The following is a 12884-nucleotide window of genomic DNA, read 5'->3' on the forward strand; positions in this document are numbered from 1 at the left end:
CTTCGCCGTGTCGCTGTGTCATCGCGGGCTCCCCTGGGCGGGGCCAGCGTAGCAAGATCGGCCCCTGCGGTGACAGCCGGGGCCGGGCAGCACTCAGCGCTTGCCCTTGTGCTCGGGGAACGGCTCCATCGCGCGGAAGCGGCTGCTGTACTCGTCGGTCAGGTTGCGCGACTCCTGCGCGTTGCGCACGATGGTCGGGGTCAGCAGCACGATCACTTCGGAACGCCCGGACTTCTTCGTCTTGCTGCCGAACAGCGCCCCGATGACCGGGATCCTGCTCAGGCCAGGCACACCATTGGCGCCATCATCGTCGGAGTTGGTGATCAGCCCGGCAAGCATGATGGTGTCGCCACTCTGCACGGCCGCTTCGGTGGAGATCTTGCGGGTATTGATCGGCGGGTTGCAGGTGGTGCGGGTCGGGTCGCAGCCGCTCGGGATCGCGCCGGCCGAACTCACCTCCTGCACGATATCCAGAAACACCACGCCATCGCGGGTGATGCGCGGGCGCACCTTGAGGATCACGCCGGTGTCCAGGTACTGGACCTGGCTGTAGGTGTTGTCGCCGCCGATGCCGGTATTGACCGAGACCGAGTTGATCGGGATCTGGGTGCCGACGTTGAGGGTGGCTTCGGCGTTGTTGCGCACGAACAGCGACGGCGTCTGCAGCAGCCGCAGGTTGCTGACCTTGTCCAGTGCGCTGACCACGGCGGCGGCATTCTTGCCGAGGAAGGTCCAGCCCACCCCGCCATCGCCGACGGTGCCGGAGATGCTGCCCCAGATCGAGCGACCCAGAGCACTGGGCAGGTCGATGCCACTCTCGGTCTTGCCGGTGGTCACGGCCTGTTCGAAGAACCAGTTCACGCCGTAGCTGAGGTCGCCGGTCAGCGCGACCTCGGCAACCTGCGCTTCGATGTGCACCTGCATCGGCATCACGTCGAGCTTCTCGATCACTTCGCGGATCGAACGCCAGGCCTGCGGGGTGGAGCGCACCAGCAGGGTGTTGGTTTCCTCCACGGCCGAGACGCCGACCGTATCGCCCTGCACTTCCAGGCTGAAGCTGGCGTTGCCGGACTGGCGCTGCGGCAGGTTCATCGTGCCATCGCCCAGCCCGCCGCGGCTGCTCCCCGTGCTGCTGCCGGTGTTGGAAAAATTGCCGTTGGTGTTGTTGTTGCCATCGCGGCTGCCGATATCCATCGGCGAGGCGCCCGGCGCCAGCGAACTGCTGCCACGGCCACTGCGGCCATTCTCGTTGGCGAAGGCTTCGGCCAGGCGTTCGGCCAGGTCCTTGGCCTTGACGTAACGCAGTTCATAGGAGAACAGCCGCGCATTGCCGCCGGCGGTATCGATGCGGTCCAGCCACTGCTGGATCTGGTCCAGGTAGCGCGCCTGCGGGGTGATCACCAGCACCGCATTGGCATTCTCCAGCGGCAGGAAGCGGAACATGCCGGCGCTGGGCGTCTTGCTCTCCTCGCCGAACACTTTCTCCAGATCGGCGGCAACCTGTTCGGCCTTGCCGGACTGGATCGGGAACACGCCCACGGACATGCCCGAGAGCCAGTCCACGTCGAAGATCTCCACCGTGCGCAGGTAGTTCTCCAGCTCGCTACGGGTGCCGCCGAGGGTGATCACATTGCGGCCGTTGTCGACGTTGACGATGGCATTCGGGCGCGCGTAGGGCTCCAGCACCTTCTTCATTTCGGTGGCCGAGATGTACTGCAGCGGCACCACGCGCACTTCGAAGCCGCGCGCATTGGCCGGCGACGCCGTGCTCGGCGAGACCGTACCGGCCAGTGCCTGGTCGGCGGGCACGATGTTGTAGCGGCCGGCGCTGTAGACCATGCGCGCGTTGTTCCAGCCCAGCACCATTTCCAGCAGGTTCAATGCCTGCGCCGAGGAGACCGGCTTGGGCGTGGCCAGGGTCACGGTGCCCTGCACGCCCGGCGCGATCACGTAGTTCTGGCCCAGGAAGTCACCGAGGATCGCCTTGACCACCGCGTGCACCGATTCGCCTTCGAAGTTGAAGGTGGCGTTGCCGGTGGAGGCATTGCCCAGCGACGGTTGCGGCGCGGCCGCGGCACTGCGGTTGATCATGGTGCCGGTGCCACGGCGGATCACCGCCTGCGGGGTGCCGGCGCTGCCCAGCGGCTCGGCCTCGACGCCTTCACGGGATCCGTCACCGGCGACCACCTGGTGGATGTCGAGCACCGCATCGCGGCGTACCTCGGGCGCGGGCACGGTGGTGCAGCCCACCAGCAGGGCGACAAGGAAAGACACGGGAAAAAGGCGCAGGGTCATGCTGTCACTCTAAGGGTTGTGGCCGGAGCCGCCCGCGGGCGGTTGCTGCGACTGCTGCTGTTGCTGCTGCAATTGCTGGCGACGCGCCTGGATGCGCTCGCGGATCGCCTTCATGTCGGCTTCGCTGGGACCCTGCGCGTTCTGCGCGGGGGCCCCCGCATTCGATGGCGTCGCTGCCTGCGGCGCAGGTGATGCGCCCGGCGCCGGTGCGGGCATCGCTGCGGCGCCATTGATCGGGCGCGCGCCGGCACCGGCCGGAGGCACCGCGGTGAGCGGCGTAGCGCCCAGCACCGTCGGTGGTTCACCGCCTTGCCCATTGAACACCGGCAATTCCAGGACCTGCGTGCCACCGGGGCCACTGACGGTGGCGCGACGCGGTTCCAGCGCCAGCAGCTGCCAGCCGTTCACCGCTTCACCATTCAGCCGCAGTCGCAGCGACTGGCGCTGGTCGGTGGTCAGGATCGCCATCCCGAAACCCGGTGTAAGCAGCACGCCGGTCAGTGACACGCTGCTGGCGGTGCCCTGTTCGGTGCCACCGAGCAGGTACGGGCGCGGTTGGCGATCTTCGGCGAACAGCGGGCGGGCGCCGATCTGGGCATAGGTGCTGGCCGAGCTCATCCGCTCGGGCGCGGCGGGAGCCAGGTGGGGCAGCGGCGCAGGGCCCATATCGCCGTCCGTGGCCGGCGCGATGCGCTGGCCCAGGCCGAACAGCGTGGCGATCCAGATCGCCAGCGCCCACAGGGCGATGCCGCCCAGCCACCAGGTCCGCAGGCCAGCTGCTTCAAGCTTCATGCTGGGCCTCCCCGGCAGCGTCCGGTGCGGGCGCGGGCTCGGCTGCATCGCTGGGCGGGGCCGCATCCGGGCCGCCGTCCTGCCCGGCATCCTGCCCGGACGGCGGTGGCAGTGGGGCCGGCGCGGGCGCGTCAGGCGCCAGCGCTGCGCCGGGGCGCAGATGACCGACCAGTTCGAAGGACACATCCAGGCCGGTGCCGGTTTCGCTGGGCGACTGCTGGAAGCGCTGCGCGAGCAGGTTGAGGTTCTCCACGAACAGGCGCGGGCTGCCGGTCTCCAGCGTGTGCAGCACGGCCGCCATTTCCGGCACGCCGCAGCGCAGGCGCACCTGCAGGGCCACACGCGGGAAGGCAGCCTCGCGGTTGGCATCGGGCAGCGGGGTGCGATTGCTGATCGTGCAGCTGCGGTTGCCCGGGCTGGCCGACGCCACCGCATCCTGCAGGCGGCTGGAGAGCGCCGCGGCGGCCGATTCGGCAGTGGCCTCGCGCAGGAAGCCAGGGCGGCCCTCGAGGGCGGCCTGCACCTCGCGCAGTTGGGTGGCGATCTGCCCGCGCTGCGCCAGCTGCGCATCCACGCGCTGTTGGCGCTCCTGCACGGCGGCGATGTCGGCATTGATCGCCAGCAGGGGGCGGGTCAACCACGGGTGCACGAGCAGCAGGTACGCCACGGCGATCACCGCCAGCAGCAGGCCAAGCGCGAGCCAGCGATCACGGCGCGTCGGTTGTGCTGCCATCGGCAACCTCCTTCGCGGGCGGGGCCGCACCGGGCAGCGGCTGCAGCTCGGCCGTCAGCGTGAAACGGTCGCGGCCGCTGGTTGCCCCATCGGCCTGCAGCACGCCGGTCAGGTTGACCTTGCGCCACAGCGGCGAGTCCTGCAGCAGCGGCACCAACTGCGAGGCTTCGCGGCTGAGCCCGATCAACTGCAGTGTGTTGCCTTCGATCGAGAGTTTTTCCAGATAGGTGCCATCGGGCAGCAGGCGGGTCAGCTCGTTCCACAGTTCCACGGTACTAGCGTGCTCGCCGCGCCGGCCTTCCAGGAACGCGGCGCCTTCGACCAGGCTCTGCAACTGCTGGCGCTCGGCCGCGACCCGGCGCGCATCACGCGCGGCGTCATCCACCTGTGCGCGCAGCTGGTCCGCCGCGGCCTGGCGGTTGTCCAGCAGCTGGTGGCCGGCCAGCGCGAGCAGCACGATCGTGCTCGCGGCCAGGAGCCAGTTCCAGCGGGCCATCGGGTCGCGACAGGGCTGCCGCTGCGCCAGCGGCAGCAGGTTGACGTCGAGCGGCCGGTCAGCGGCATCCACTGCATCGACGCCGGCCACCGCCTGTGCCCATGGCCCGGCCTGCTGCGCCCACTGGTCCAGCTGCGCGCGCGGGATCACCACCAGCTCGACCTGCAGCTGGCCATCCGGCAAGGCCCCGAGCTCGCGCACGTCATAGCTGACCTGGCTGGCATCGAACGGGGTCTGCCGATCGATTTCGAATCCGACCACATCGCGCAGCCGCTCGGCGGCGGCCGCCGGCAAGCGCAGCGGACGGCGCAGCACGCTCCCGACCGGCAGCAACCAGTGCCGGGGCAGGCTGCGCAGGCGCGCATCGAGCACGCCATCGAGCGCGGCGGGCGGGACGGGCCACGGCAGCTCCGCGATGGCCTCGATCTGCTCGCCGGTCTGTCGCTGCAGGCGCAGTACCTCGCCCTCGCGCAGCAGCAGCAGGCGCGAACGCGACCAGCCCATCGCCCATTGCCACCGAACCGGCAGCCAGGCCAGCAACGACTGCCGCCACCAGCGCAGGCTGCTGCCCACGCCGGGCGACACGCGCCCGCGGGCCCGCACCAGACTGTCACGCCATGCCGTCATCTTGCTGCCATTCCCTGTTCCCAGCGAAGTACTGTGTAAGCCGTTCCCGGCGTGCCTGCCGACCCCATCCGCACCACGGCGCGCAGTACCGATACCCGGCCGCGTTCGTCCGTGGCGCGACTCTCGATACTATAGGTGCCACTGCCACCTGCAAGCGGCGCGACCGGCAATCCAGCTTCATCAGCGGCGGCCGCGCGTTCGCGTTCGGCCAGCAGGCGCTCTGCATCCAGCCCCAGTGCGGTCAGCACCGGGCCCGCGGCAACGCGCGGGTCAGGCCGTGCCTGGCGGCTGTACAGGGTCAGCATCGGCTCGATCCGCGCATACAGGTCCGCCTCCATGCCGAGCACGCGCTGCAGCTCGCCGACCGTCTCATAGCGCGCGTTGCGTGCGCCGTAGGGCAGCCCGGCGGCGAGGTAATCGGGCGTCTCCGCGCCGCCACCGGGCTGTTTGAGGCTGTCCGCGTCACGCCAGTCGACGATGGCGCCGGCCAACTGCTGGGCGCGCCCGGGCTCCTCCCCCATCGCACGCAGGAACGCGTTGAGCAGGCTCACGTCGGCCAGGTTCAGATTGATCTTGCCGTTCTCATCGAGGATCGTCAGATCGATCCGGCGCGTATCGAACGTCCACCGGTAGCGGCGGCCATCGGCAACCCAGGCCGGCTGGGCGGCGCGCGGCTGCAGGCGGTGCAGCGCGTACTCCAGCCCTGCGCGCGCGTACTCCTGCCCGATGGCATCGTCACCGATCACGCGCTGCTGCATGTGCTCCACGCGCGCGCTCAGGGCGAACGCGCCGACCACCGCGGTCAGCAGGGCGATCAGCCACAACACCAGGACGAGCGCGGCGCCACGTACCGGCCTCATGGGCGATCCCCACGTGACGGTGGCAGCGCGGCGATCATCGGCGGCCAGGCCGGCCCCTGCAGCGGCACGATCTCGATCGAGACCAGCAACGGCAGGCGGCGGGTGTCATCCCAGCGGTCCAGCCACGGCGTCAACTGACCAGTGCGCGGGTCGGTGCCGCGATAACGGAAGCGCACCTCGCGCAGCTGATCGGCCAGCATTTCCGGCGGGCGTGGCGGATCTTCCTCGATCGCCTCGCCGTTCTGCAGCAGGGTCAGCGCGACCTCCAGCTGCTCGGCGCCCGCGGCGTGGCGGACCTGCAGCTCGTGTGCATACGGCCCGCCGCGACCCAGATAGCCCGGCAGATCCGAGACGAACAGCATGCGCTGCGGCTCGCCCATGAAATACACCGGATCGCGGGTCGGGTCCGGCGGGGTGGTCGCGATCACCAGTGCGGTGGACAGGCGCCGCCGCAGGAAACCTTCCACCGCGCGCATGCGCTCGTTCTGCGCGGCCATGCGCTCGCCGCGTTGGCTGATCGCCATGGCCGAGCGCACGGTGGCGAAGGCCAACGCCAGGCCGCCGACGAGCAAGGCGGTCGCCAGCAGGATTTCGATCAGGGTGAAGCCGGCGGCCCGGCGTGCGCGTGCTGTCATCGTGGTGCGCCCGGCACCGGCGGCAACAGGCGCAGGCTGCGCCATTGCAGCTGCTCGCCATTGCCCTCGCCCCAGCGTACCTGCAGGGTGATCTGTGCCAGGGTCGGGCCGCCAACGTCCACCGTGACCGGACCGGTAGCGCTGCGGGGCTCCTGGTAGGGCGCCACCTGCAGTTGCCAGCGGTACCTGCCCTGCTCCCACTCTCCCTGCGTGCTGCCTTCCTGCAAGGGGCTTTCCACCCCCGTGCTGGCCAGCAATGATTGCGCATACAGTGTCGCGCGGCTGCGCACGTCGGCCTGCCCGACCTGGCGCGCCGCGCCGGACAGGCTGCCCAGCAGCAGGGTCAGCGCAAGCGCCAGCAGCGCGAAGGCGATGATCACCTCCAGCAGCGAATACCCACGCTGGCGCCTCATCGGCCCTCCCGGCGCGGGCCGGCACGCACTTCGCCGGTGATCCAGCCCACGTGGATGTCCCAGGCTGCGCCCCGCGTGCTCACTTCGATGGTGCCGCCACTGGCGGCGCCGTCGGCGAAGAAGGCGATCGCGCCCTGCCCGGGTGCGGCACCGAGCTGGCCGGCGCCACGGAACCGTACATCCAACGCCGCCGGAATCTGCCCGTGGCGGCCGTTGGCCGCCTGCCACGTCCGCGCACGCGGGTCGATCACGAAGCGCTGGGTCTGCCCGGTAGCGATCGCCTGGGTACGCGTGTAACGCAGCTGGGTGGCGATTTCCTTGCCGGCATTGCGCAGGCGCATGCCGTCGATGCCGCCGTTCATCGCGGTGGCGGTGACCACGCCGATGATGGCGATCAGCGCGACCACCAGCAGCATTTCCAGCAACGACAGGCCACGCGCATGCATGCCCGTGGGCACGCGGCGCGGCGGTCTGCTCGGCATGGACCACAGTGCTCGCAATGCCGATTACTCGTACCGGATGTCCGCGTCGTAACTGCTGCCGCCCACCTTGCCATCCTTGCCCAGGCTGATCAGGTCGTACGGCTGGCCTTCGCCCGGGACGCGGTACTCCAGCGCGTGGCCCCACGGGTCGTTGAGATCGGCCGGCTTGGCGTACGGACCGAGCCAGCCGGCACTGCCGCTGGGCTGGGTGACCAGATCCTCCAGCTTGGCCGGCAGCTTGCCGGTGTCCAGCTGGTAGTTGTCGATCTTGCCGGCCATGGTCTGCACCTGCGCCTTGGCGATGTTGGCCTTGCCGCGGTCGGCGCCGCCGAGCACTCGGCTGCCGACCAGGGTCAGCACCGCGCCGATCAGCACGATGACGATGATGATTTCCAGCAGGCTCATGCCGGACTGGTGGCGCGCGGAAGAGAAGCGGGTCAGGCGGCGGCGTTGCATGTGGCAGGCTCCTTGCATCGAATCGTAGAGGTGTTGACCAGCGGCCGGTCAGCCGATGGCATTGGTCAGGTCGTACAGCGGCACCAGCACGGCCACGATCACCAGGCCGACCACCGAGGCCAGCACCAGGGTGATCACCGGCACCAGTGCCGACAGCAGACGGTCGATCGCGCGCGCGCTTTCCTGCTCGAACGTATCGGCGGTCTTGAGCAGCATCGTATCCAGCGCACCGGATTCCTCGCCGACCTGGATCATCTGCAGTGCCAGCCGCGGAAACCGCTTGCCCCGCGACAGCGAGGCCGACAGCCCGTTGCCATTCTTGACCTCGTCGCTGGCGGCATCCACGTCGGCAGCCAGCGCGCGGTTGCTCAACACATTGCGCGCGATGCCCAGGCCGGACAGCAGTGGCACGCCGTTGCGCAGCAGCGTGCCCAGCGTGCGGGCCAGGCGTGCGGTCTCCAGCTTGCCCAGCAGCGGGCCGATGCCTTTGCGCTGCAGCAGCCAGCCATCCACGGCCAGGCGCGCGGCCGGTTGCCGCAGCCGCCGTTCCACTACCAGCGCGATCACGGCCGGCACCACGATCATGATGACCCAGCCTTCGCGCACCACCAGCCCGGCGGTGAGCACCCACTGGGTGAACCAGGGCAGCGCGACATCCAGGCTCTCGTACATCAGCGCGAACTGCGGCACGACGTAACCCAGCAGGAACAGCAGCGCACCGCCGACCACCACCAACAGGATCGCCGGGTAGATCAGCGCGTTGATCACGCGCCCTTTCAGCTCGGCGCTGCGCTCGAGGTAATCCGAGAGTCGCTGCAGGGTGTCGTGCAGGCTGCCGCCGGCCTCACCGGCGCGCACCATGTTGATGTACAGCCGGGAGAACAATCCGTGCTGGCGTTCCAGCGCGGTCGAGAGTGGTGCGCCACCGCGCACGATGTCGCGGATGTCGGTGATGACGCGGCGGGTACGCTCGTCTTCGGGCAGTTCCAGCAGGATGCTCAGCGCGCGGTCCAGCGGCTGGCCGGCACCGAGCAGCGTGGCCAGCTGCTGGGTGAACTGCACCAGCGCGCCGCCATCGAACGGCTTGCGGCGCAGCAGCGCCAGCCACGACGACGCCCCAGCGACACCCTCGCTGGCCAGACGTGCCTCCATCGGCATGTGGCCCTGGTCCTGCAGCCGCGCGGCGACCTCCGCTTCGCTGGCTGCCTCCATCTGGCCATCGAACAGTTCGCCGTGGGCATTGAGCGCCTTGTAGCGGTACTGGGGCATGCTCAGCCACCCACCCGGTATTGGCCGCAGGCACGCATCAGGCATCCTCCGTCACGCGCAGCACTTCTTCCAGCGTGGTGTGGCCCTGCAGGGCTTTGGACAGCCCGTCTTCGTACATGGTGCGCATGCCCGCGGCACGCGCGATCTGCTCGATCTCGCCCATCCCGGCCCGACGCATCACCGCACTGCGCAGCGCATCGTTCATCACCAGGAATTCCACGATGGTGGTCCGGCCCAGGTACCCGGTCGGTGCGATCGCCGAGGGCTGCGCGCGATACAGGAAAATCTCACCCTCCGGCTGCAGCCGGCGCAGGCCGAATTTATCGATCTCTTCGGGCGATGCGCGATAGCGCTGGGCGTGCTGGGGCTCCAGCCTGCGCACCAGGCGCTGGGCCAGGATGCCATTGATGGTGGAGGTGAGCAGATAATCTTCCACGCCCATGTCGAGCAGGCGGGTGATGCCGCCTGCGGCGTTGTTGGTGTGCAGCGTGGACAGCACCAGGTGGCCGGTGAGCGCGGACTGGATCGCGATGCGCGCGGTTTCCAGGTCGCGCATTTCACCGATCATGATGATGTCCGGGTCCTGGCGCACGATGCTGCGCAGCGCATTGGCGAAATCCAGCCCGATCTGCGGCTTGGCCTGGATCTGGTTGATGCCTTCGATCTGGTACTCCACCGGATCTTCGACGGTGATGATCTTGACGTCGGCGGTATTGAGCTGGCTCAGCGCGGTGTACAGCGTGGTGGTCTTGCCCGAACCGGTCGGGCCGGTGACCAGCAGGATGCCGTGTGGCTGTTCCAGCACCTTGCGGAACTGCGGCAGGAACGCCTCGGTGAACCCCAATCGATGGAAATCGAACACAACGGTGTCGCGGTCGAGCAGACGCATGACCACGCTTTCGCCGTGCGCGGTCGGTACGCTGCTCACGCGCAGGTCCAGTTCCTTGCCCTGCACGCGCAGCATGATGCGGCCGTCCTGCGGCAGGCGACGTTCGGCGATGTTGAGCCGCGCCATGATCTTGATGCGGCTGATCACCGCAGCGGTGAGATTCACCGGCGGGCTTTCCCCTTCGATCAGCACGCCGTCTACGCGGTAGCGCACCTTCAGGCGATTCTCGAACGGTTCGATATGAATATCGGAGGCGCGCAGTTCCACCGCCCGCTGGATCACGAGGTTGACCAGCCGGATCACCGGCGCTTCGGACGCCAGGTCGCGCAGGTGTTCGATGTCGTCGACCGCCGCACCTTCACCGTCCGCGGTTTCGATGATCGCGCCCATCGCGCTGCGGCCCTGGCCGAACCAGCGCTCGATCAGATCATCGATTTCCGAGCGCAGGCCGACATGCAGGCGGACCGGCAGCGCCATCGCCAGCTGCACGGCATCGGCCGCATACGGGTCCTGTGGATCGGACAGCCACAGATCCAGCGCGTCGTCCTGCAATGCGAGGGGGCAGACATGGAACTGCTTGAGGAATCGCACCGTCAGCGGCAGCCCGTCCAGCAGCGCTTCGGGCGGCGATTCCGGCACGGCCTTGGCGTCGAGCAGCGGCAGGCCGAGAACCTCGGCGCAGGTCTGTGCATGGTCGCGCTCTGATACCAGCCCCAGGCGGACCAGCAGGCCGAGCAGGCTGCCACCGGATTCACGGTGCAGCGGACGCGCGCGGGCCAGATCGCTGTCCTTGAGCCGGCCTTTCTCCAGCAATACCCCGACGATGCGGGATTCAGCGGTGGATTCTGCAGTGGGGTCCTGGGCAACCGCGTTCAAGAAGCTTCTCCTGGCAACCGCTGCGACTTTAGCAGTTCACCGCGATCGTACGCGGGATTCCACACCGTCCAGATGTAAAAACGGGAGCCCGTCACATGACGGACTCCCGTGGCGTTTGACCCGTATTACTGGTTGGCGAGAATGCTCACGCCGCTGAACGCGGACTCGCCCACCACCTTGATGTAATACGTTCCGGCCACCGGTGCGGTGAAGCGCACGGTTTCACTGTTGCCCGGCCGCGTGGACTTGGCATCGAACGCGGTCGCGGTCGGCTCCTTGCCCTGGCTCACATACACCGAGACGTTGCCGCTGCCGCCATAGGTGAGCAGGCTCAGTACCTTGCCGGCCTGCGCCTCGAAGCTGTAAAGCACTTCGCTGCCACCGGCGCCGCTCAGGCCACCCACGGCGACCTTGTTGGTCAGCGGGGTCGCCACCGGGCCGCAGTTCTCGGTGCACTCTTCTTCCAGCGCCTTGTCCAGGGCCGCCTTGGCATCGACGATGCCGGTGCCGATCGGGGTGGCGGTCGGGATGGTCACCGGGAACGCCCGCGCGGTCTGCTTGAGCAGTGCTTCCAGCGCGGCCGGGGTGAGCGGATCCTTGCCGGCCGCGGCGACCGCGCCCTGCACCAGCGCCGCCACCGCCGCAACGTGCGGAGAGGCCATCGACGTACCCGCCATGCCCATGTAGCTGTAGGCACCGGAGGTCGGCGTGGTCAGGCCGTTGTAGCCGGACTGCCACACGTAACCGCCCGGGTTGCCGTCTACGCTGCCGCCGCCGCCCGGGCCGGACAGATCCACCACCGGGCCGAAGTTGGAGTAGTAGGCGATGCCGCCGGTGATGCGGGTGGCACCGACCGCCACCACGTTGGCGCAGCTGGCCGGCCGGAAGTTGGCCGCGTTGGAGGCCGAGTTGCCGGCGGCGACCACCACGGTGGTGCCCCGCGATACCGCACCGTTGATGGCGTCCTGGTAGAGCGCATCGCATGCGCCGCCACCGCCCAGGCTCATGTTGATGACCTCGGCCGGGTTGGCATTGGCCGGAACCCCGGCAACGGTGCCGCCGGAGGCCCAGGTGATCGCATCGGCGATGTCGGAGAGGTAGCCGCCGCACTTGCCGAGCACGCGCACCGGCAGCACGCGGGCCTTGTACGCGACGCCTGCCATGCCGACGCCATTGTTGGTGGATTCGGCGATGGTGCCGGCCACGTGGGTGCCGTGCCAGGAACTGTCATCGGCCAGCGAGCCGGCATAGCACTCGTTGTCGTTCTCCACCCAGTCACCGTAATCCAGCGCGCCGGGCACGCGGTCATCGGTGGCGCGGCGGGAGGTCTCCGCGTCGCTGATGAAGTCGTAGCCTTCCAGCAGATTGCCGGAGAAGTCCGGATGCTGCGGCAGGATGCCGGTATCGAGCACCGCCACCACTACGCCTTCGCCCTGGGCGATGTCCCACGCGGCCGGCGCATTGATGCCGCCGGTAGCGCTGTTCAGATGCCACTGGTACTGCGCGTAGTACGGATCGTTCGGCACCAGCTGCGGGGTCGCGTCGCGCGGGCGCACATCGGTGCGCTGCAGCTTCACGTCCACTTCGGCGTACTGCACGGAAGGATCGGCCTTGATCTCGGCCAGCACCTTCTGCAGTTCGGCCGGGCTCAAGCGGCCCTGCAGGCGGATCAGATCGGCACCGACACCGAGCTTGCGCACGATCTGCGGGTTCACCGCGCTGGCACGCCCGGCGGCGGAGCCACCGACACTGGCGCGGGCGACCGCCGACTGCACGGCCGTCAGCTTGGCCGAACGATCCGTGGCCGCGGCACTGCCGGGGCGGTACTTGACGATGATGCGCTCTGCGCCCTGGGCGGCAGCCGGCTGGCGCACCGGCTCCTTGGCCGGCAGGCCCGCGGCATAGGCGCTGGCGCCTGCGGACAACGACAGCACGGCGGCTGCCAGCACATTGATGCGAAGGTTCTGCTTACTGGTCACGTTGACGTCCTCTTCAAGGTCATGGATCAAACGACTGTTCAGGCCAACACTCCATGCGAGCTCCCTGGCCGGCCCTGGCCAG

At 68.8% G+C, this 12884-nt stretch carries 12 protein-coding genes; all 12 read right to left on the minus strand.

Features of this window, described 5'->3' with window-relative positions; translation table 11 throughout:
• Window positions 1–93: 93 nt before the first annotated feature.
• The 12 genes from gspD to NJD74_RS11370 all read right to left on the minus strand — a co-directional run bounded on the left by gspD (window position 94) and on the right by NJD74_RS11370 (window position 12802).
• Complete coding sequence (gspD, locus tag NJD74_RS11315; RefSeq protein WP_102789004.1) at window positions 94–2295, minus strand: type II secretion system secretin GspD; 2202 nt, start codon at window positions 2293–2295, stop codon at window positions 94–96.
• Window positions 2296–2304: 9 nt separating this feature from the next.
• Window positions 2305–3087, minus strand: a complete 783-nt coding sequence (locus tag NJD74_RS11320) for a general secretion pathway protein GspN (RefSeq protein ID WP_102789003.1) — start codon at window positions 3085–3087, stop codon at window positions 2305–2307.
• On the minus strand, window positions 3077–3820 hold the full coding sequence (gene gspM, locus NJD74_RS11325) for a type II secretion system protein GspM (protein ID WP_254427830.1): 744 nt from the start codon (window positions 3818–3820) through the stop codon (window positions 3077–3079). The genes NJD74_RS11320 and gspM overlap by 11 nt, the downstream gene beginning before the upstream one ends.
• Window positions 3795–4943, minus strand: coding sequence for a PilN domain-containing protein (locus NJD74_RS11330; RefSeq protein WP_102789001.1), 1149 nt, complete (start codon window positions 4941–4943; stop codon window positions 3795–3797). Before NJD74_RS11330 ends, gspM begins: the two co-directional genes overlap by 26 nt.
• Complete coding sequence (locus NJD74_RS11335) at window positions 4940–5803, minus strand: type II secretion system protein GspK (protein ID WP_046272732.1); 864 nt, start codon at window positions 5801–5803, stop codon at window positions 4940–4942. Before NJD74_RS11335 ends, NJD74_RS11330 begins: the two co-directional genes overlap by 4 nt.
• Window positions 5800–6438 (minus strand): type II secretion system protein J, encoded by a 639-nt coding sequence (locus tag NJD74_RS11340; protein ID WP_026069676.1) that lies wholly within the window; start codon window positions 6436–6438, stop codon window positions 5800–5802. The genes NJD74_RS11335 and NJD74_RS11340 overlap by 4 nt, the downstream gene beginning before the upstream one ends.
• The gene (locus tag NJD74_RS11345; RefSeq protein WP_070426591.1) at window positions 6435–6851 is read right to left on the minus strand and encodes a prepilin-type N-terminal cleavage/methylation domain-containing protein; all 417 of its coding nucleotides are present in this window, start codon (window positions 6849–6851) and stop codon (window positions 6435–6437) included. The genes NJD74_RS11340 and NJD74_RS11345 overlap by 4 nt, the downstream gene beginning before the upstream one ends.
• The gene (locus NJD74_RS11350; protein WP_102789000.1) at window positions 6848–7333 is read right to left on the minus strand and encodes a GspH/FimT family pseudopilin; all 486 of its coding nucleotides are present in this window, start codon (window positions 7331–7333) and stop codon (window positions 6848–6850) included. The genes NJD74_RS11345 and NJD74_RS11350 overlap by 4 nt, the downstream gene beginning before the upstream one ends.
• Window positions 7334–7357: 24 nt before the next feature.
• Window positions 7358–7789, minus strand: coding sequence for a type II secretion system major pseudopilin GspG (gspG, locus tag NJD74_RS11355; protein ID WP_019182542.1), 432 nt, complete (start codon window positions 7787–7789; stop codon window positions 7358–7360).
• A gap of 48 nt (window positions 7790–7837) precedes the next feature.
• A complete protein-coding gene (locus NJD74_RS11360) occupies window positions 7838–9058 on the minus strand; it encodes a type II secretion system F family protein (protein ID WP_070471692.1) in 1221 nt (406 codons plus the stop codon).
• A 37-nt stretch (window positions 9059–9095) separates the two neighbouring features.
• Entirely contained in the window at window positions 9096–10823 is a 1728-nt protein-coding gene (gspE, locus tag NJD74_RS11365; protein WP_070471691.1) for a type II secretion system ATPase GspE, read from the minus strand.
• Window positions 10824–10948: 125 nt separating this feature from the next.
• Window positions 10949–12802, minus strand: a complete 1854-nt coding sequence (locus NJD74_RS11370; RefSeq protein WP_026069677.1) for a S8 family peptidase — start codon at window positions 12800–12802, stop codon at window positions 10949–10951.
• Window positions 12803–12884 lie beyond the last annotated feature (82 nt).

This window comes from Stenotrophomonas sp. RG-453 (assembly GCF_033843685.1).
Lineage (GTDB): Bacteria > Pseudomonadota > Gammaproteobacteria > Xanthomonadales > Xanthomonadaceae > Stenotrophomonas > Stenotrophomonas bentonitica_A.

Bases quoted from the DNA above. Each gene is read 5' to 3' on its own strand.
- NJD74_RS11330 (WP_102789001.1), bottom strand. From the start codon at position 4,943: ATGACGGCATGGCGTGACAGTCTGGTGCGGGCCCGCGGGCGCGTGTCG.
- NJD74_RS11360 (WP_070471692.1), bottom strand. From the start codon at position 9,058: ATGCCCCAGTACCGCTACAAGGCGCTCAATGCCCACGGCGAACTGTTC.
- NJD74_RS11345 (WP_070426591.1), bottom strand. From the start codon at position 6,851: ATGAGGCGCCAGCGTGGGTATTCGCTGCTGGAGGTGATCATCGCCTTC.
- NJD74_RS11340 (WP_026069676.1), bottom strand. From the start codon at position 6,438: ATGACAGCACGCGCACGCCGGGCCGCCGGCTTCACCCTGATCGAAATC.
- NJD74_RS11350 (WP_102789000.1), bottom strand. From the start codon at position 7,333: ATGCCGAGCAGACCGCCGCGCCGCGTGCCCACGGGCATGCATGCGCGT.
- NJD74_RS11335 (WP_046272732.1), bottom strand. From the start codon at position 5,803: ATGAGGCCGGTACGTGGCGCCGCGCTCGTCCTGGTGTTGTGGCTGATC.
- gspG (WP_019182542.1), bottom strand. From the start codon at position 7,789: ATGCAACGCCGCCGCCTGACCCGCTTCTCTTCCGCGCGCCACCAGTCC.
- gspM (WP_254427830.1), bottom strand. From the start codon at position 3,820: ATGGCAGCACAACCGACGCGCCGTGATCGCTGGCTCGCGCTTGGCCTG.
- gspD (WP_102789004.1), bottom strand. From the start codon at position 2,295: ATGACCCTGCGCCTTTTTCCCGTGTCTTTCCTTGTCGCCCTGCTGGTG.
- NJD74_RS11320 (WP_102789003.1), bottom strand. From the start codon at position 3,087: ATGAAGCTTGAAGCAGCTGGCCTGCGGACCTGGTGGCTGGGCGGCATC.